The organism is Streptomyces sp. NPDC088762 (assembly GCF_044750905.1).
Taxonomy (GTDB): Bacteria; Actinomycetota; Actinomycetes; order Streptomycetales; family Streptomycetaceae; genus Streptomyces.
On the sequence record NZ_JBIVKT010000010.1, the window covers coordinates 241270 to 260258 of the forward strand.

The window sequence follows — 18989 nt, forward strand, 5'->3', positions numbered from 1 at the left end:
GCCGCGCCGACCTCGGGGAGGGGCACGTGCTCAATGCGGACGTCGTCATCGTAGGAGCCGGAGTCTCAGGACTCGCGGCCGCGCACCACCTGATCGCAGCGGGGGTCGCCGTCACCGTTCTGGAGGCCGCGGGCGACCCCGGCGGCCGGATGGCCACCGTCTCGGCCGACGGATTCCGGCTGGACCGGCTCGGGCAGCTGCTCAACACCTCGTACACCGAACTGCACCGGACCCCCGGCCTGTCGGCCCTGCCCCTGCGCCCCTTCGCGCCCGGGGTCCTGGTCCACGCCGAAGGCAAACAGCTCCGCGCGGGGGCCCTCACCCCGGCCCGCGCCCTGGCCAGCGGCTCCCTCGACCAGGCACGGCTCAGCGCCGCGCTGGGGCGGCTCGCCGCCCTGCCCGAGGAACGCCTGCTCGCCCGCCCGGAGCGCACCGCGCTGGCCGCCCTGCGCTCGCGCGGTCTGCCGCCGCGCACCCTCAACGGGGTGCTCCGGCCGCTGCTCGCCGCCCTGCTCCGCGACCCGGAGCTCACCACCTCCAGCCGGGTCGCCGACCTCGCCCTGCGCGGCTTCGCCCGCGGCCGCCTCGCCGTGCCCGAGGGCGGCGCGGCGACGCTGCCCGAGTTCCTCGCCGCCGCCCTGCCGGCCGGTACCGTCCGCACCGGGGTCCGGGTCCGCTCGGTGGCGACCAACCTGGTCACCACCGAGGAGCACGGCGACTTCGGCTGCCGCTCCGTCCTCCTGGCCACCGGCGCCCGCGCCGCCGCCGAACTCCTGCCCGGCCTGCGGGTGCCCGGCTTCCACGAGGTCACCGTCCTGCACCACGCCACCGCCGCGCCCGTGCCCTGGGACGGCTCGCTGCTCCTCGACGCGGACCCCGAGTGGCCCGTCTGCCACACCACCGTGATGAGCGCCGTCGACCCGACGCGGGCCCCGGCCGGCCGGAGCCTGGTCACCACCACCGTGCTCGGCCCGCCCCCACCCCCGCGCACGGTTGCCTCGCGCCTCGCCCGCCTCTACGACACCCCCACCCGCGACTGGGACCTGCTGGCCGTCCACCACACCCCGGAGGCGGTACCCGCCATGCCCCCGCCCCACGACCTGCGGCGCCCGGTCCGCGTCCTGGCCGGCCTGTACGTGTGCGGGGACCACCGGGACACCAACACCGTCCAGGGCGCCCTGCGTTCCGCCCGCCGCGCCACCACCGCCGTGCTGCGCGACTTCGGCATCCCGCTCCCGGTGGCCCCGGAGCCCGCTCTTCCGGTGGCGGCCTGAGAACCACCCACGACAGGGGCCCGGCCCGGATGTCACCGGACCGGGCCCCTGCGTGCGCGGCGATGCCTCAGCCCTGCGTCAGGCCGCCTCCGCCCCGGCGCCCTCGTAGTGCTCCGGGCTCGGCGGCAGCAGCATCACCAGCGCCAGGGCCAGGCTCCGGGTGAGGAGGGCCGCCAGCGCCATCGTGCCGAGGCCCGACACCTCCAGCCGCGCCCCCATCTCCGGCAGGGCCCAGGAGACCAGCAGCCACAGCAGGAAGTCCTGGACGAAGCCCAGCACGACGAGGACGAGCACGGCCGCCGGGGAGCCGCCGCGCCAGTCCGAGCTGGGGCTGATCAGGACGATCTGCCCCACCACGACCAGCACGGCGGCGGCCATGAGCCCGACGAGGGCCACGTCGATGCCCTCGCCGTCGACCGTGATGCCGGGAAGGAGCGCGATGGCCAGGTACACGCCGGCGATCGTGCCGATCTTGCGTCGCGTCGAATCTCTCATGCGCGGACGGTCGCACGCCGGATGATCTTCACGCCAGGGGTGCGCGAAGATCGTTACCGTCGCCCGGGGCGCCCGCAGTTACCGTCGCCCGCGGCACCTCACGACAGCGCCGCCACCCGGTCCCGGTACGTACGCACCGCCGAGGCGTCCCGGTAGGGCTCCAGCCGCCGCTCAAAGTCCCGTACGTACTCCACCGCGCGCACCGACCGCATCTCCATCGCCTGCTGCGCCGCCTCCGCGCCCAGCGCGCACGCCTGGTCCAGCTCGCCCAGCCCCAGCCGCGCCGTGGCCAGCACCACCCGGCAGAACAGCCGCGACCGCGCGTACCCCGGCGCCCGCAGCTGCAGGGACCGCTCCGCGTGCTGCGCCGACGCCCGGTACTGCTGGAGGTCCCGGTGGCAGTGCCCGAACTCGTCCGCCAGCTGCGCCTCGTCGAAGAACCGGGCCCAGTGCGGTACGTCGTCCCCCGGCCGGGCCGCACCCAGCGCCCGCTCGGCCCGCACCAGCGAGGCCGTCGAAGCCCGCACCTCGCCGAGGACCGCGTGCCCGCGCGCCTCCGCCGCATGCAGCAGCGCCTGCACCACCGGCGGGGGACCGGAGCCCACGCCCTGCTGGGCCACGCGGGCCAGCTGCACCGCCTCCCGGCCGTGCCCCAGGTACACCGCCTGCCGGCTCATCGTGACCAGCACGTAGGACCCGTACGGCCGGTCGCCCGCCGCCTGCGCGAGGCGCAGCGCCTGCACGAAGTACCGCTGGGCCAGCCCGTGCGCGGCGATGTCGTACGAGGTCCAGCCGGCGAGCCGGGTCAGATCGGCCGCGGCGGAGAACAGCCGGCGTCCGGTGGTCTCCCCGTAGGTCCCGCGGAGCATCGGCTCGGCCTCGTGCTCCAGGTACCGCACGAGGGCCTGGCGGGCGTGTCCGCCGCCGTAGGCGTGGTCCAGGGTGCGGAACAGCTCGCTCACCGAGCGCAGCGCCGCGATGTCCCCGCTCGTCACCCGCTGCCCGGGACCGCGGTCGATCTGCCGCTGGCGGGGCACCGAGACGCGCCCCTGCACGGGGACGCGGGCGGCGTCCGGCGGTGTCGTCGGATGGGCGCCGCGGCCCACCCGTTCGTCGGCCCGCCCGATCAGCCAGTCACGGCTGGGCACGACCAGCCCCGCCGGGGTGAAGGCGATCTTCCGCAGTTCGGCGTGGGAGCCGGAGTCCTTGCGCCACAGCCCGCTCGCGATGTCCACGGCCTCCTCCGGGGTGGCCGCGAACTCCAGCCCCGCGTACACCGGCGCGCAGGCGTCCAGCCCCAGGTCCTGCGCGGAGAGCCGCCGCCCCAGCCGCCGGGTGAAGACCTCCGCGATCAGCGCGGGGGTCGTCCCGCGCGGCTGCTGCCCGCGCAGCCACCGGGTCACGGAGGTCTTGTCGTACCGCAGATCGAGACCGTGCTCCAGGCCGAGCTGGTCGACGCGGCGGGCGAGCCCGGCGTTGGAGAACCCGGCTTCCGCGATCAGCGCCGCGAGCTGCCGGTTGGGGACGCGCTGGGCAGGTCGTTCCGTCATCGGCTCCACGGTTTCCTGACGTGACGGACCGGAGTCCCGGCCCTGTGAACGGCGTGAATGTAGCGGCGAACTCCCCTCTTGCCGTCCTCTCTGTCCCACATTCATCCGATCGTGTGCAGAATCGGTAGGGCTCTTTACGGACTGACCCCCTCCCCCCGCGTACGCTGCCGCCCATGACCCGCCGGCCCCACGGGCCGCACCTCCCCGAGGAGCGGCCCGAATCCACCGCTCCGCTGCCCCCGCCCGAGCTGACGGAGGCGGAGTGCCGGCGCTGCGGCACCTACATCGCGGGGCTCGACGGGCGGTACGCCTGCGGGGTGTGCGGCTGGGTCAACGACCACTCGGAGGGGCACCGGCGGCTGCCCCGCGAGGACGAGGACCCCGACCGGCCGCCGAAGGGGCGGCGCCGCCCGAAACAGCTCCCCGGGCCGCCGCCGCAACCCCCGCCGGCCCTGCCGGAACCCCCGTCGGCCCTGCCGGAGCCGGCGCCCGGGCCCCCGGAGGGACCTCCGGAGGGGCCGCCGTACCCTTGCTGAGTGCGATACGTGCACACAGCAGGTTCAACGAGGAGGCGCTGCGGTGACTGATCTCCGGTTTGTGCATCTGGGCTTCGGGCCGGAATTCGTCGAGTACACCGAAGCCTGGGAAGAGCAGCGCCGGGTGCACGCCGCCCGCTTCGCGGACGAGATCGGGGACACCTGCCTGCTGCTGGAGCACCAGTCCGTCTACACGGCGGGCCGGCGGACCGACCCGAGCGAGCGCCCGCTCGACGGCACGCCCGTCGTCGACGTGGACCGCGGCGGCAAGATCACCTGGCACGGGCCGGGCCAGCTCGTCGGCTACCCGATCATGAAGCTGCCCCGCCCGGTGGACGTGGTCGCCCACGTTCGCCGCCTGGAGGACGCGCTGATCCGCACGGCCGCCGAGTTCGGCCTGGAGACGACCCGCGTCGAGGGCCGCTCCGGGGTGTGGGTTCTGGGCGACCCCGTCGAGGAACGCCCGAAGATCGGCGGCCTGTCCCTCGACTTCGACCCCCGGATGCACGACGACGAGTTCGACGCCCGGCTGAACGGCCCCGAGTACGCCCCGTCCAACGCCGGCCAGCGCCGCGAAGACCGCAAGCTGGCCGCGATCGGGATCCGCGTCGCCAAGGGCGTCACCATGCACGGCTTCTCGCTCAACGTGAACCCCGACAGCACCTGGTTCGACCGGATCATCCCCTGCGGGATCCGGGACGCCGGTGTGACCTCGCTCTCGTACGAACTGGGCCGCGAGGTCACCATCGCAGAGGTGCTGCCCGTGATCGAACGGCACCTGAAGGACGTACTGGAGCACGCCGAGCTGCGGCCCCGGGAGATAGAGCGGGAGGCGGAGCAGCCGGCGGGCGCCTAGCGGGCGGGGAATGCGTCCGGCCCCCCGCAGGTTGGCCGACGTAAGAGCGTATGAAATTACGGGCGTACCCTGGTGGGCGCCGAAGAATCAAAGTCACAGGGAGCCGGTCGTGTCCGCAGTCGCACCCGACGGACGCAAGATGCTGCGCCTGGAGGTCCGGAACAGCCAGACCCCCATCGAGCGCAAGCCCGAGTGGATCAAGACCCGGGCGAAGATGGGTCCCGAGTACACCAAGATGCAGGCCCTGGTGAAGGGCGAAGGACTGCACACGGTGTGCCAGGAAGCCGGTTGTCCGAACATCTACGAATGCTGGGAGGACCGCGAGGCCACCTTCCTCATCGGTGGCGACCAGTGCACCCGGCGCTGTGACTTCTGCCAGATCGACACGGGCAAGCCCGAGGCCCTGGACCGCGACGAGCCGCGCCGCGTGGGCGAGTCGGTCGTCACGATGGACCTGAACTACGCCACCATCACCGGCGTCGCGCGCGACGACCTGGCCGACGGCGGCGCCTGGCTGTACGCGGAGACCGTGCGCCAGATCCACCAGCAGACGGCCGGCCGCGAGGGCGGCCACACCAAGGTCGAGCTGCTGGCCCCCGACTTCAACGCGGTGCCGGAGCTGCTGGAGGAGGTCTTCGCCTCCCGACCCGAGGTCTTCGCGCACAACGTCGAGACGGTGCCGCGGATCTTCAAGCGGATCCGCCCGGCCTTCCGCTACGAGCGCTCCCTCGACGTGATCACCCAGGCGCGCGCCTACGGCCTGGTCACCAAGTCGAACCTGATCCTCGGCATGGGCGAGGAGCGCGAGGAGGTCTCGCAGGCCCTGAAGGACCTGCACGAGGCCGGCTGCGAGCTCATCACCATCACCCAGTACCTGCGCCCCTCGCCGCGGCACCACCCCGTCGAGCGCTGGGTGAAGCCGGCCGAGTTCGTCGAGCTGGCGAAGGAGGCCGAGGAGATCGGCTTCTCCGGCGTGATGTCGGGCCCGCTGGTCCGCTCCTCGTACCGGGCCGGACGCCTGTACCAGCAGGCGATGGAGAAGCGCGCGGCCCTCTGAGGCGGAGGCGTAGGCGGTGCGGCCGTCACCGTGTGACGCGCGCTACCCCCCGGACTGTGTGAACTCACGCACAAAATACTACCAACGGGTAACACTGCATCGACGCGGCCCCTAGGCTCTTTCAAGGAAGAGCCCGGCGGGCCGCGTATATGTTTCATCACGTTTGACCGTCCGGCCATGCGCTGGTAACACCAATCAGTGACGCTGGATCCACACACCGCAACCGCACTGACGACGTGAGTTCCGTGAAGGGGATCGACATATGCAGGCCGCGCCCGTACGCGCCATCGCCATCCCGACCCTGTCCGATGCCTTCCGGGGCATCGAGTCGCTGCTCATGAGCGGTGCCCGCCGCAACGCCTGGGCGGCCGTGCTCGAGGACCGCCGCAGGGCCAAGGACCGGGTCGAAACCGAACACGTACTTGAGGCCGCGGCGACCCGGACCCCGCAGGCCACGTAAACTTCGCTCTATGGCGAGGAAGTCAAACGCAGAGACTGCTGCGAACCCCGGGCGACTGAAGCAGATCGCCCTGACCTACAAGATGACGCGCAAGGCCGACCCGAAGGTCGGTCTGATCGTCGCGGGCGTGGGAATCGTCACCTTCGGTGTCTTTCTTGCGATCGGCTTCCTGATCGACCACCCGGTCTACCTGGGCATCCTGGGCTTCCTGGTGGCGTTCCTCGCGATGGCGATCGTCTTCGGGCGACGGGCCGAGCGGGCTGCCTTCGGGCAGATGGAGGGACAGCCGGGCGCGGCCGCGGCCGTACTGGACAACGTGGGACGGGGCTGGACGACCACCCCGGCCGTTGCGATGACCCGGCAGCAGGACATCGTCCACCGCGCCGTGGGCAAGGCCGGCGTGGTGCTGATCGCCGAGGGCAACCCGAACCGCGTGAAGCCGCTGCTCGGCAACGAGAAGAAGAAGCTGGCCCGGATCATGCCGGACGTGCCGGTGCACGACTTCATCGTGGGCACGGGCGAGGGCGAGGTGCCGCTCAAGAAGGTGCGCACCACCCTGCTCAAGCTGCCGCGCGTGCTGGCCGGCCCGCAGATCACCGAGGTCAACGACAAGCTGCGCGCCATGGGTGACCTGATGTCGAACATGCCCCTGCCGAAGGGCCCCATGCCCAAGGGCATGCGGATGCCGCGCGGCGGAAAGATGCGCTGACCGGATCACCTGCTTTTCGTATACGACGTAGGGGCGCCCCCGAACCGAGCGGTTCGGGGGCGCCCCTACGTTGTCACCTGCGCCGTCACCTGCGGCGCGATCCGGTTCTGCGCTCTAGATGCGGACCTGGACGGCGCGCGCCAGTCGGTCGTGGAGGCCGCGGCCGTCCTTGTCCCGGACCAGCGCGGGGACGAGCAGGGCCAGCAGGAGCGTGCGCAGCAGGACCCGGCCGAGACCCAGACGGCTGCCGTCCTCCGCGAGCACCCGCAGGCCCACGATCCGCTTGCCGGGGGTGAAGCCCACGGTGCCGACCGTCAGCAGGGTCAGGGCCAGGAAGAGGACGTAGGTCCAGTTGGCCAGCGCGTTCATGTCGCCACCGCGCGTGATCAGGCCGTAGGCGATCACCTCGCAGCCGATCCAGTCGAGGGCGATGGCGCCCAGCCGCCGCCCGAACCGGGCCATCGATCCGGGCCCCTGCTCGGGCATGCCGAAGCGGCGGCCCGGGTAACCGAAGTCGATGCCCATGTCCTCGGCGGCCGCGCGGGGGCCGGAGAGCCACGATCCGAGTGCTTGCCTGTTGTCCACCCGACCACGGTACCGGTGGCGTCTCGCGACCTTCGGACGGGACCCTGGTTAACTTGTGCGAAACAAATGGGTCATGCTTGAGAAATCCCGTCTGCTTATGGTCGGGTCAGCGTGCGGCACCGCACTGACGCACCACGAGCTATAAAGCCCGTCCCTCCCCCGGGGACCGGGAGTAGGAGGAGTTGGATGTTCCAGAACGCCGACGAAGTGAAGCAGTACATCGAGGAGAACGACGTCAAGTTCGTCGACGTCCGCTTCTGCGACCTGCCTGGTGTGATGCAGCACTTCACCATCCCGGCTCGGGCATTCGACCCGGCGGAGGAGCTCGCCTTCGACGGCTCCTCCATCCGCGGCTTCCAGGCGATCCACGAGTCCGACATGGCGCTGCGTGCCGACATCACCACCGCGCGCCTGGACCCGTTCCGCAAGGACAAGACGCTCAACATCAACTTCTTCATCCACGACCCGATCACGGGTGAGGCCTACAGCCGCGACCCGCGCAACATCGCGAAGAAGGCCGAGGCGTACCTCGCCTCCACCGGCATCGCCGACACCGCGTTCTTCGGCCCCGAGGCCGAGTTCTACGTGTTCGACAGCGTGCGCTTCGCGACCTCCGCGAACGAGGGCTTCTACCACATCGACTCCGAGGCCGGCGCCTGGAACACCGGTTCCGAGGAGAACAACCGCGGCTACAAGGTCCGCTACAAGGGTGGTTACTTCCCCGTAGCCCCGGTCGACCACTTCGCCGACCTGCGCGCCGAGATCTCCCTCGAGCTGGACGCCCAGGGCCTCCAGGTCGAGCGCCAGCACCACGAGGTCGGCACCGGTGGCCAGGCCGAGATCAACTACAAGTTCAACACGCTGCTGGCCGCGGCCGACGACCTGATGCTCTTCAAGTACATCGTGAAGAACGTCGCCTGGCGCAACGGCAAGACCGCGACCTTCATGCCGAAGCCGATCTTCGGTGACAACGGCTCGGGCATGCACGTGCACCAGTCGCTGTGGGCCAACGGCGACCCGCTGTTCTACGACGAGGCCGGCTACGCGGGCCTCTCGGACACCGCCCGCTACTACATCGGCGGCATCCTCAAGCACGCCCCGTCGCTGCTGGCCTTCACCAACCCGACGGTGAACTCCTACCACCGCCTGGTGCCGGGCTTCGAGGCGCCGGTCAACATGGTGTACTCGCAGCGCAACCGCTCCGCCGCCATGCGCATCCCGATCACGGGCTCGAACCCGAAGGCCAAGCGCGTCGAGTTCCGCGCGCCGGACCCGTCCTCGAACCCGTACCTCGCCTTCTCGGCGCTGCTCCTCGCGGGCCTCGACGGCATCAAGAACAAGATCGAGCCGATGGAGCCGATCGACAAGGACCTCTACGAGCTCTCGCCCGACGAGCACGCGAGCGTCCCGCAGGTCCCGACCAGCCTCGAGGACGTCCTCAAGGCCCTGGAGGAGGACCACGAGTACCTCCTGGCCGGCGGTGTCTTCACCCCGGACCTCATCGAGACCTGGATCGACTACAAGCGCACGCACGAGATCGCCCCGATCGCCCAGCGTCCGCACCCGCACGAGTTCGAGCTGTACTTCGACCTCTAAAGAGCCTGCTGGGAGGCCCCCCGCCACTCTCCACGGAGAGCGGCGGGGGGCCTTTCCGCTTTGACAGGGCCGCATGGGCGAGTGAGGGTGGAAATGACCTGAAGGCCCTATAAGCGACATGTTCGGAGGTGCATGGAAATGCGCCGTAGGATCGTTGCGGCAGCCATGGCAGGGGCTGCGGGCATCGCCATCGGGCTTCTGCCTGTCGCCGGCGCCGCGGCCTCGACCGTCGCGGGTGGCGGTGGTGGCGGCAACTGGCGATGCGACTGGAACAACGGGCGCTGGGACGAATGCTGCAACCGGGACTGGCGCGACGTGCCCAGGTGGTGCTGGGACGACGGACGGGTCGGCGGCGTCGGGGGCTACCGCGACGACTGGGGCGACTGGGGCAACTGGAACGACTCCACCTGGCGTGACGACGCCGGCTGGCGCAACTCCAACTGGAACGACTCCTGGAACTGGAACGACTCCGGGAACTGGAACGACTCCGGGAACTGGAACAATTCCGGGAACTGGGACAACTCCGGCAACTGGAGCGGCAGCTGGGGCAACGGCCGCTGACGCACTCGGGCGATGCCCCTGCTCCGCCGGACTCAGCGGAGCAGGGGCATCGCGCTCGTGAGGTCCCGCAGGCAGCGGACCGCGAGCTCCGCCGGGGAGCCGGGGCCGGTGACCGGGGCGTCCGTGGCCGACCACAGCTCCAGGGAGATGCGGATCGCGTCGGTGGCCGCCGCGGCGATCAGGCGGACGCCCAGCGGGTCGGCGTCCGGGCCGGCCAGCCGGGCCACCACGGGGACCAGGTGTTCCTCGGAGTCCTGGTTCACCCGGTACCAGACCGCGCGCAGGGCCTGATCGCCGGCGGCCGCGCGCAGCAGGCCGCGGGTCACCTCCAGCCCCTCCTCGACCGCCTGCGCGCCGGTCAGCGACCGGGTCACCGCCCGCTCCAGGGCCTCGGCGAGGGGGGTGCCCGGAGCCTCCTCGGCGAGGAGGGCCCGCCATGCATCACCGCCGACCGCGAGCAGCGGCGCCACCGCGTCCTGCTTGTTGCGGAAGTAGCGGTAGAACGTACGCAGTGCCACGCCCGCCCGGTGGGCGATGTCCTCGGCGGTCGTGCCGTCGGGACCGTGCTCGGCGAACAGCGCGCAGGCCGCGCGGGCGATGTCGAGCTGCGTCGCGGCCTTGCGGCGCTCGGTCAGCGACTGCACTCCGGGACCGGCCTGGGGAGAGTACGGGCGAGGGGAATTCACGGGGTGAAGCGTACCTCCCGGACCCCGACGTAACTGCATTCTGCGCCACCCTGGCAAAACGTGTCAGTGCTTCGGTACGCTCCGCCCATGAACCGTTACGAAGGACGTCGCGTCCTCATCACCGGCGGCGGCTCCGGCATCGGCCAGGCCACCGTCCACCGCATCCTCGCCGAAGGCGGCCGGGTCCACACGGTGGACGTCAACGAGGCCGGCCTCAAGGCCACCGCCGACCGGGCCGCCGCCGACGGCCACCAGGCCCGCCTGACCACCGCCGTCCTCGACATATCCGACGAGGCCGCCGTCAAGACGGGCGTCGCCGCCGCCGTCGACGCCCTCACGGGTATCGACGTCCTGGTCAACGCCGCGGGCATCCTGCGCTCCGCGCACACCCAGCAGACCACGCTCGACCTCTGGAACAAGGTCATCGCGGTCAACCTGACCGGCACCTTCCTGATGATCCGCGAGTCCCTCCCGGCCCTGCTGGCGGGCGAGCAGCCGGTCGTCGTGAACTTCAGCTCCACCTCGGCGTCCTTCGCCCACCCCTACATGTCCGCCTACGCGGCCAGCAAGGGCGGCATCCAGTCCATGACCCACGCCCTGGCCGCCGAGTACAGCAAGCAGGGCCTGCGTTTCGTCTCCGTCGCGCCCGGCTCCATCGAGAGCGGCATGACCACCGGCAACGGCCCCGGCCTGCCCGAGGACACCGACTGGTCCCTCTTCACCAAGCTCGCCCCGGCCCTCGGCCAGGGCTTCGCCGGCCCGCAGACCGTGGCCGGCGTCGTCGCGATGCTGGGCTCCGAGGACGGCGCCTTCATCACCGGTACGGAGATCCGCATCGACGGCGGCACGCACTACTGAGCCGGCGCCAGGCACCGGGCAGCAGGCAGTAGGCAGCAGCCTAGGAGCGGAAACGCTCCCAGAGCCGGGGGAAGCGCTCCGCCAGCACGGCTTCGTTCTCGAAGTCCAGCGGGGTGCCCTCCGGCTCCGCCGGTTGCAGGGGCACGCCCAGGTCCGGCGCCACCGCGCCGGTCAGCTGCTCGTACGCCTCGTCGGCCGCGTACCCCAGCTCCTCGCCGTCCCCGTCGATCTCCTCGTCGAAGTCGCCCAGCAGCTCCGCGAGATGGTCCGGATCGTGCACCCCGCCCTCGAAGACCTCCCGGCCCTGCCCGATCAGCCAGCAGCGGAAGAAGTCGAAGGCGTCGTCGCTCGCCCCGTCGAGCAGCACCCAGGCGGCCCCCCACAGGTCCCAGGTGTACGCCCGGTTGTACCGGGACTCGAAGTGGCGGGCGAAGTCGAGGACGGAGTCCGGATCGAGCTGCGCCAACCGCTCCACGAGCAGCTCGGCGTGTTCCTCGGGGTCGCCCTCGGCGGCCTCGCGGGTGCTGTCGACGATCTCCCAGAACTCCGTCTCGTCCATCACCGCTCCAGCATCACGGGTCCGACCCCGCGCCGCCACCTCGCATACGGCCAAAGGCCGGTGTCCGACCCCCCGCCCGGCCGCATACTCGAACCCGACGGGTGCGGAAACGGTCGCGGAGGGGTGCGATGCAGGGGGAACTGATCGACGGCCGATACCGGCTGGAGAAGCCGCTGGGCGGGGGCGGCATGGGCGAGGTCTGGAGCGCCCTCGACACGCGGATGATGCGGCCGGTCGCCGCCAAACTCGTCCACGCCGTGCCGGGTATGGACACCACCCAGATCGAACACCGCTTCATGCACGAGGTGCGCTCGGCGGCCGCCCTCCCGCACCGGCACACGGTGACCGTCCACGACTGCGGGGAGACCCTGCTCGCCGGCCGCCGGTACCTCTACCTGGTGATGGAACGCATCGAGGGCGAGACCCTCACGAAGCTGTTCCGCGGGGCCACGCCCGTGCCCTGGTACGACATCGCCCACTGGGGCGGCCAGATCGCCACCGCCCTCGCCGCCGCCCACGGGCGCGGCATCGTCCACCGCGACGTCAAGCCGCAGAACGTGATGCTCACCTCCGGCGGCGTGATCAAGGTCCTGGACTTCGGGCTCGCCAAGTTCCTCGGCGAGACGCTGCGCGTCGCGGACCTCACCGTCACGGGCACCGCCATGGGCACCTTCGCGTACATGTCCCCCGAACAGTGCCGGGGCGACTCCGGCATCGACCACCGGGCCGACCTCTACAGCCTGGGCTGCCTCCTGTACGAGGGCCTCGCCGGCCACCCGCCCTTCACGAACGCCGCGCCCCACGCCCTGCTCTACCAGCAGGTCCACGAACAGCCCCGCCCCCTCCCCGCGGGCCCGGCCCCCGCCGGCCTCACCGACCTGGTGATGCACCTCCTGGCCAAGGACCCCGCCCACCGCCCGCCCGACGCGGCCACCGTCGTCCGCGAGCTGGACCGCCTCCTGGCCGCGTACCGTCAGCCCCCGTCCCAGCCACCCGCCGTACCGGGCGGCGGGGACGGCGCGGCCGAGGTGGCCCGGATGCGCGCCGCGGCCGAACGGGAGATCGCGGATATGCGGGAGCGGGCCGAACGCGACATCCGGGCCGTCCGTGCCGAGGCCCAGCAGGACGTCCGCGCCAGGCGCGAGGAGGCCGACGCCCTCTTCGAGGAGACCCGCGCCAAGGCCGCCCAAGCGGCCTCGGACTTCGAGACCCTCCTGGCCAAGCGCCGCGAGCAGGCCGAGCGCGACCTGGCCCTGCGGCAGGCCAAGGCCGAGAAGCGCCTCGCGGAGATCGAACACCGCGCCGAGCAACTGCGCCTGGAGGCAGAGCAGCTCCGTACCGACGGCGCCCGCCGGGCCCGGCAGACGGTGGAGATCGCGCAGCGCCAGGCCGAGGACATCCTCGCCGACGCCAACGCCAAGGCCGCCGACGTCCGCACCAAGTCCGAGCGCGAGCTGGCCGCCCTCACCCACCGCCGCGACTCCATCAACGCGCAGCTGACTTCCGTCCGCGAGATGCTGGCGGAGCTCGTCGCCGAGGCGGTGGCGGCCGGCCGGCTGCCGGAGGACGGGATCCCGCAGCAGCAGAGCACATGAGGCGGCCCGCCCCCGAAGGGACGGGCCGCCTCACGGTCGGACGGGCTCGGGCCTAAAGGCCGTAGCGCTCCCGGGCCTCCTTGATGGAGGACGCCGGGACCTCGCCGCGGCGGGCGAGCTGGGCCAGCGCGGCCACCACGATCGACTGGGCGTCGACACCGAAGTGACGGCGGGCGCCCTCACGGGTGTCGGAGAGGCCGAAGCCGTCCGTGCCCAGCGAGGTGTAGTCCTGCTCGACCCACTGGCTGATCTGGTCCGGGACCTGGCGCATCCAGTCGGAGACGGCCAGGACCGGGCCGGCGACGCCCTCCAGCGCGCGGGTGACGTACGGGGTGCGCACCTCGCCGCGCAGCAACGCCTCGTCGCACTCCAGCGCGTCGCGGCGCAGCTCGCCCCACGAGGTCGCGGACCAGACGTCGGCGGCCACGTTCCAGTCGGCGGCGAGCAGCTTCTGCGCCTCCAGGACCCAGTGGATCGCCGTACCCGAGGCCATCAGCTGGACCTTCGGCGCGTCGGCGGCCGGGGCCGCCTCCGCCAGGTCGGCCGCCGTGTTGAAGCGGTAGAGGCCCTTGAGGATGCCCTCTTCCACGCCCTCCGGCATGGCGGGCTGCACCTTCGGCTCGTTGTAGACCGTCAGGTAGTAGAAGACGTCTTCCGGCTTCTCGCCGTACATCCGGCGCAGGCCGTCCTTGACGATCACCGCGATCTCGTACGCGAAGGCCGGGTCGTAGTTCAGCGACGCCGGGTTCGTGGACGCGATCAGGTGCGAGTGGCCGTCCGCGTGCTGCAGGCCCTCACCGGTCAGCGTGGTGCGGCCGGCGGTGGCCCCGACGATGAAGCCCTTGCCGAGCTGGTCGGCGAGCTGCCACATCTGGTCGGCGGTGCGCTGCCAGCCGAACATCGAGTAGAAGATGTAGAAGGGGATCATCGGCTCGCCGTGCGTCGCGTACGACGTGCAGGCGGCGATGAAGTCGGCCATGGCGCCGGCCTCGGTGATCCCCTCGTTGAGGATCTGGCCGTCCTTGGCTTCCTTGTAGTACATGAGCTGGTCGCGGTCGACCGGCTCGTACGTCTGGCCCAGCGGCGAGTAGATGCCGGCCGACGGGAAGAGGGACTCCATACCGAAGGTACGGGCCTCGTCGGGGACGATCGGCACCCAGCGCTTGCCGGTCTCCTTGTCCCGCATCAGGTCCTTGACCAGGCGGACGAAGGCCATGGTGGTGGCCATCTCCTGCTTGCCGGAGCCCTTGATCAGCGGGGCGAAGGAGCGCTCGGCCGGGGCGGGCAGGGCCACGTGGTGGACCTTGCGGGCCGGGGCCGGGCCGCCGAGGGCCGCGCGACGCTCGTTCAGGTACTGGACCTCGGGGCTGTTCGCGCCCGGGTGGCCGTACGGGACCTGGCCGTCGGCGAAGGCGCTGTCCGGGATCGGGAGGCCAAGGAGGTCACGCATGTCCTTGAACTCGTCGATCGTCAGCTTCTTCATCTGGTGGTTCGCGTTCTTCGACTCGAACCCGGCGCCCAGTGTGTAGCCCTTGACGGTCTGCGCGAGGATGACCGTCGGAGCGCCCTTGTGCTCGAGGGCGGCCTTGTACGCGGCGTAGACCTTGCGGGGCTCGTGGCCGCCGCGGGAGCTGTGGAAGCACTCGGCGATCTTCGCGTCGGAGAGCACACCGGCCAGCTGCACGAGCTCGGCGTTGACGCCGAAGAAGTGCTGGCGGATGTAGGCCACGTCGCGGGTCGCGTACGTCTGGAACTGCGCGTCCGGTACCTCGCGCAGGCGGCGTACCAGGGCGCCCGTGGTGTCGAGCTGGAACAGCTCGTCCCAGGCGGAGCCCCACAGGGACTTGATGACGTTCCAGCCGGCGCCGCGGAACTGGGCCTCCAGCTCCTGGACCACGCGGAAGTTGGCGCGGACCGGACCGTCGAGGCGCTGCAGGTTGCAGTTGATGACGAAGGTCAGGTTGTCGAGCTGCTCGCGCGAGGCCAGGGCCAGGGCGGCGGTCGACTCGGGCTCGTCCATCTCGCCGTCGCCCAGGAAGGCCCAGACGTGCGAGTTGGAGGTGTCCTTGATGTTCCGGTTCTGCAGGTAGCGGTTGAAGCGCGCCTGGTAGATCGCGGAGAGCGGGCCGAGGCCCATGGAGACCGTGGGGAACTCCCACAGCCACGGCAGGCGCCGCGGGTGCGGGTAGGACGGCAGGCCGTTGCCCCCGGACTCCTGGCGGAAGTTGTCGAGCTGCTGCTCGGAGACGCGACCGTCGAGGAAGGCGCGGGCGTAGATGCCGGGGGAGGCGTGGCCCTGGATGTAGAGCTGGTCGCCCGATCCGTCGGCCTCCTTCCCGCGGAAGAAGTGCTGGAAGCCGGTCTCGTACAGCCACGCGGCGGAGGCGAAGGTGGCGATGTGGCCGCCGACGCCGTACTTGGAGCCGCGGGTCACCATGGCGGCCGCGTTCCAGCGGTTCCACGCGGTGATCTTGGCTTCCATCGCCTCGTCACCGGGGAACTCGGGCTCCGCGGAGGTGGGGATGGTGTTGACGTAGTCCGTCTCCAGCAGCTTCGGCAGTGCGAGGCCGGCGGCCTCGGCGTGCTGGAGCGTGCGGCGGAGCAGGTATTCGGCGCGGCGCGTACCGGCGGCCTTGGCGACGGCGTCGAGGGAGGCCGCCCATTCGGCGGTCTCCTCGGTGTCGCGGTCCGGGAGCTGGTCGAGCTCGCTCGGAAGCTTTCCTACGGGGTCGGACATCGGTGTGCGCCGCCTTCCGGACAAAGGAGAGGTGGTGAAGAAAATCCCTGACGGGCAGGACAGGGTCGTCGGACCTGGTTGAGGTCCGGGACGACTGTAAATCGCTGATCGATGATCGATCAAATAAAAGTGACGAAGACCCGTCGATCTGGCGAAAGTCGGCACCGGGTGCCAGAGAATCAGGCACCCGGTGCCGGTCAAATCGGTGCAATCCGGCACCGGCGAGACCCCTCGCCAGATCGTCCTCAGGCCTCGTCAGGCCTCGTCAGCCCTCGGCAAGCCCCGTCCGGACAGGCGCGTCAGGCGCGCGGCGCGCAGCCCAGGACGTGCCGCTTCACGAGCACGCCGATGTCCGGATCCCGTGCCCGGAACGCCTCGACGAGGGCCTCGTGCTCCTCCGCGTAGGACTTCTGGACCGTTCCCAGCCACCGGATGGACAGGGCCGTGAACACCTCGATGCCCAGGCTCTCCCAGGTGTGCAGCAGCACGCTGTTCCCCGCGGCCCGCACCAGCTCCCGGTGGAAGCCCACCGTGTGCCGCACCTGCGCCGTGCCGTCCTCGCTGCGGTCGGCCTCCCACAGGGCCGCGACGTGCGGTTCCAGGGCCGTGGTGTCCGCGGCCAGCCTGGGCGCGGCCAGCTCCGCGGCGATCTGCTCCAGACCGGCCCGGACCGGGTAGATCTCCTCCAGGTCCGCCGCGGACAGATTCCGCACGCGCACACCCTTGTTGGGTGCCGACTCGATCAGCCGCAGGGTCTCCAGCTCGCGCAGCGCCTCCCGTACCGGGGTCTGGCTGACCTCCAGCTCCACCGCGATCCGGCGCTCCACGATCCGCTCACCGGGCTTCCAGCGCCCGCTGACGATCCCCTCCACGATGTGCTCGCGGATCTGCTCGCGCAGCGAGTGCACGACGGGTGGGGTGATCATCGGCGGTTCATCTCCTGAGGGGGTGTGCAGGGTGGGTCCGGGGCTGATGCGTAGACAATACGGCGGCGCCCCCGCCCGGGAGTATCCCGGACGGGGGCGCCGACAGTGAGGCTGGTTACAGGCCGTTCGGTCAGAGACCGAGCTCGACCTCGAACTCGCCGGCCTCGAGGATCGCCTTGACGGCCGAGAGGTACCGGGCCGCGTCCGCGCCGTCCACCAGACGGTGGTCGTAGGACAGGGTCAGGTACGTCATGTCGCGGATGCCGATGTTGGTGCCCTCGGCGGTCTCGATGACCACCGGGCGCTTCACCGTGGCACCGATGCCCAGGATGGCGACCTGGTTCGGCGGCACGATGACCGTGTCGAACAGGGCACCGCGCGAGCCGGTGTTGCTGATGGTGAAGGTCGCGCCCGACAGCTCGTCCGGCGTGATCTTGTTGCCACGGACCTTGGCGGCCAGGTCGGCGGTCGCCTTGGAGATGCCCGCCAGGTTGAGGTCGCCCGCACCCTTGATGACCGGGGTCATCAGGCCCTTCTCGGAGTCCACGGCGATGCCGATGTTCTCCGAGTCGAAGTAGGTGATGGTGCCCTCGTCGTCGTTGATCCGGGCGTTGACGACCGCGTGGGCCTTCAGCGCCTGGGCGGCGGCCTTGACGAAGAACGGCATCGGGGACAGCTTGACGCCCTCGCGGGCGAGGAAGCCGGCCTTGGCCTTCTCGCGCAGCTTCATGATCTTGGTGATGTCCACCTCGACCACGGAGCTGAGCTGCGCCTGCGAGTGCAGGGCCTTCATCATGTTGTCGCCGATGACCTTGCGCATGCGGGTCATCTTGACCGTCTGGCCGCGCAGCTCGGAGACCGCGGCGGCCGGGGCCTTGGCGGCGGCCGGGGCGGCAGCGGCGGGAGCCGGGGCGGCAGCGGCGGCCTTGGCGGCCTCGGCGGCGGCCAGGACGTCCTGCTTGCGGATACGGCCACCGACACCGGTGCCCGAGACCGTGGACAGGTTCACGCCGGACTCCGTGGCGAGCTTGCGCACCAGCGGGGTCACGTACGCGCCCTCGTCACCGGCGGAGACCGGGGCGGCGGGGGCGGCCGGAGCGGCCGCGGGGGCCGGAGCGGCAACCGGAGCCGGAGCGGCGACCGGGGCGGCGGCCTGGACAGGAGCCGGCGCGGCGGCCGGAGCAGCGGCCTGGACCGGAGCCGGAGCCGGAGCCGGAGCGGCCGCGGGGGCCGGGGCGGCGGCCGGAGCCGGAGCGGCCGGAGCCGGGGCAGCCGCCGGAGCGGCACCCGCGACACCGATGACGGCCAGACGGGCGCCGACCTCGGCGGTCTCGTCCTCGCCGACGAGGATCTCCAGCAGCGTGCCGGCGACCGGCGCGGGGATCTCGGTGTCGACCTTGTCCGTGGAGACCTCGAGCAGCGGCTCGTCGGCCTCGACCGACTCGCCGACCTGCTTCAGCCAGCGGGTGACAGTGCCCTCGGTGACGGACTCGCCCAGGGCGGGGAGCACGACATCGGTACCGGACGCGGCACCGGCGGCCGGAGCCTCGGCAGCCGGGGCCTCGGCGGCCGGGGCCGGAGCCGCGGGGGCCTCGGCGGCCGGAGCCGGCGCGGCCGCGGCCTCGGGCGCGGCGACGGTCTCGGCCTCGGCGGGGGCCGGCGCGCCGGAGCCGTCGTCGATGACGGCCAGCTCGGCGCCGACCTCGACGGTCTCGTCCTCGGCGACCTTGATGGAGGCCAGGATGCCGGCGACGGGCGACGGGATCTCGGTGTCGACCTTGTCGGTCGAGACCTCGAGCAGCGGCTCGTCGGCCTCGACGCGCTCGCCCTCGGCCTTCAGCCAGCGGGTGACAGTGCCCTCAGTGACGCTCTCGCCGAGCGCCGGAAGGGTTACGGAAACCGACATGGTTTCTGTTGCTCCTTACGAAAGTGCGGAAGTGGTCGTCGCG

General features: G+C 71.5%; 18 protein-coding genes. 10 read left to right on the forward strand and 8 right to left on the reverse strand.

All coding sequences use genetic code 11. The features are described from left to right. The first annotated feature begins 26 nt into the window (after positions 1-26). Positions 27-1274, forward strand: a complete 1248-nt coding sequence (locus tag ACIP5M_RS23025) for an FAD-dependent oxidoreductase (protein ID WP_401199850.1) — start codon at positions 27-29, stop codon at positions 1272-1274. Positions 1275-1352: 78 nt separating this feature from the next. Here the strand turns inward: ACIP5M_RS23025 and ACIP5M_RS23030 are convergent, their stop codons facing one another. After that, complete coding sequence (locus tag ACIP5M_RS23030) at positions 1353-1769, reverse strand: hypothetical protein (protein ID WP_401199851.1); 417 nt, start codon at positions 1767-1769, stop codon at positions 1353-1355. Between the two features lie 98 nt (positions 1770-1867). After that, positions 1868-3319 (reverse strand): regulator, encoded by a 1452-nt coding sequence (locus tag ACIP5M_RS23035; protein WP_401199853.1) that lies wholly within the window; start codon positions 3317-3319, stop codon positions 1868-1870. 173 nt (positions 3320-3492) lie between these two features. Between ACIP5M_RS23035 and ACIP5M_RS23040 the strand changes: the two genes are divergently transcribed. The 5 genes from ACIP5M_RS23040 (at position 3493) to ACIP5M_RS23060 (ending at position 6937) form a co-directional block, all read left to right on the forward strand. Next, entirely contained in the window at positions 3493-3855 is a 363-nt protein-coding gene (locus ACIP5M_RS23040; RefSeq protein ID WP_401199855.1) for a hypothetical protein, read from the forward strand. 43 nt (positions 3856-3898) lie between these two features. Further along, positions 3899-4711: a lipoyl(octanoyl) transferase LipB gene (lipB, locus tag ACIP5M_RS23045; protein ID WP_401199856.1), complete on the forward strand. Its 813-nt coding sequence runs from the start codon at positions 3899-3901 to the stop codon at positions 4709-4711. A gap of 109 nt (positions 4712-4820) precedes the next feature. Beyond that, positions 4821-5768: a lipoyl synthase gene (lipA, locus tag ACIP5M_RS23050; protein WP_401199857.1), complete on the forward strand. Its 948-nt coding sequence runs from the start codon at positions 4821-4823 to the stop codon at positions 5766-5768. 262 nt (positions 5769-6030) lie between these two features. After that, positions 6031-6228: a hypothetical protein gene (locus tag ACIP5M_RS23055; protein ID WP_360875458.1), complete on the forward strand. Its 198-nt coding sequence runs from the start codon at positions 6031-6033 to the stop codon at positions 6226-6228. Between the two features lie 10 nt (positions 6229-6238). Further along, on the forward strand, positions 6239-6937 hold the full coding sequence (locus tag ACIP5M_RS23060; RefSeq protein WP_401199859.1) for a DUF4191 domain-containing protein: 699 nt from the start codon (positions 6239-6241) through the stop codon (positions 6935-6937). A 114-nt stretch (positions 6938-7051) separates the two neighbouring features. Here the strand turns inward: ACIP5M_RS23060 and ACIP5M_RS23065 are convergent, their stop codons facing one another. Next, on the reverse strand, positions 7052-7522 hold the full coding sequence (locus tag ACIP5M_RS23065; RefSeq protein WP_401199861.1) for an RDD family protein: 471 nt from the start codon (positions 7520-7522) through the stop codon (positions 7052-7054). Positions 7523-7708: 186 nt separating this feature from the next. Here ACIP5M_RS23065 and glnA point away from each other — a divergent pair, with 186 nt between their 5' ends. Next, positions 7709-9118, forward strand: a complete 1410-nt coding sequence (gene glnA / locus ACIP5M_RS23070; protein WP_401199863.1) for a type I glutamate--ammonia ligase — start codon at positions 7709-7711, stop codon at positions 9116-9118. A gap of 165 nt (positions 9119-9283) precedes the next feature. Next, complete coding sequence (locus ACIP5M_RS23075; protein WP_401199864.1) at positions 9284-9679, forward strand: hypothetical protein; 396 nt, start codon at positions 9284-9286, stop codon at positions 9677-9679. Between the two features lie 32 nt (positions 9680-9711). Here the strand turns inward: ACIP5M_RS23075 and ACIP5M_RS23080 are convergent, their stop codons facing one another. Beyond that, positions 9712-10365 carry a TetR/AcrR family transcriptional regulator gene (locus ACIP5M_RS23080; protein WP_401199867.1) on the reverse strand — a complete coding sequence of 218 codons (654 nt, stop codon included), beginning with the start codon at positions 10363-10365 and terminating at the stop codon, positions 9712-9714. Between the two features lie 87 nt (positions 10366-10452). Here ACIP5M_RS23080 and ACIP5M_RS23085 point away from each other — a divergent pair, with 87 nt between their 5' ends. Further along, on the forward strand, positions 10453-11223 hold the full coding sequence (locus ACIP5M_RS23085; RefSeq protein WP_401199870.1) for an SDR family NAD(P)-dependent oxidoreductase: 771 nt from the start codon (positions 10453-10455) through the stop codon (positions 11221-11223). Positions 11224-11263: 40 nt separating this feature from the next. Here ACIP5M_RS23085 and ACIP5M_RS23090 read toward each other — a convergent pair whose 3' ends face one another. After that, the gene (locus tag ACIP5M_RS23090; protein WP_401199872.1) at positions 11264-11785 is read right to left on the reverse strand and encodes a DUF4240 domain-containing protein; all 522 of its coding nucleotides are present in this window, start codon (positions 11783-11785) and stop codon (positions 11264-11266) included. Between the two features lie 125 nt (positions 11786-11910). On the opposite strand from ACIP5M_RS23090, the gene ACIP5M_RS23095 reads away from it, so the two are divergent. After that, complete coding sequence (locus ACIP5M_RS23095; RefSeq protein WP_401199875.1) at positions 11911-13377, forward strand: protein kinase; 1467 nt, start codon at positions 11911-11913, stop codon at positions 13375-13377. A 52-nt stretch (positions 13378-13429) separates the two neighbouring features. Here ACIP5M_RS23095 and aceE read toward each other — a convergent pair whose 3' ends face one another. The 3 genes from aceE to sucB form a co-directional block, all read right to left on the reverse strand. After that, the gene (gene aceE / locus ACIP5M_RS23100; RefSeq protein WP_401199877.1) at positions 13430-16114 is read right to left on the reverse strand and encodes a pyruvate dehydrogenase (acetyl-transferring), homodimeric type; all 2685 of its coding nucleotides are present in this window, start codon (positions 16112-16114) and stop codon (positions 13430-13432) included. Between the two features lie 299 nt (positions 16115-16413). After that, positions 16414-17037: a GntR family transcriptional regulator gene (locus ACIP5M_RS23105; RefSeq protein ID WP_401199980.1), complete on the reverse strand. Its 624-nt coding sequence runs from the start codon at positions 17035-17037 to the stop codon at positions 16414-16416. Positions 17038-17170: 133 nt separating this feature from the next. Then, a complete protein-coding gene (gene sucB, locus ACIP5M_RS23110) occupies positions 17171-18946 on the reverse strand; it encodes a 2-oxoglutarate dehydrogenase, E2 component, dihydrolipoamide succinyltransferase (protein ID WP_401199879.1) in 1776 nt (591 codons plus the stop codon). Positions 18947-18989: the final 43 nt, after the last annotated feature.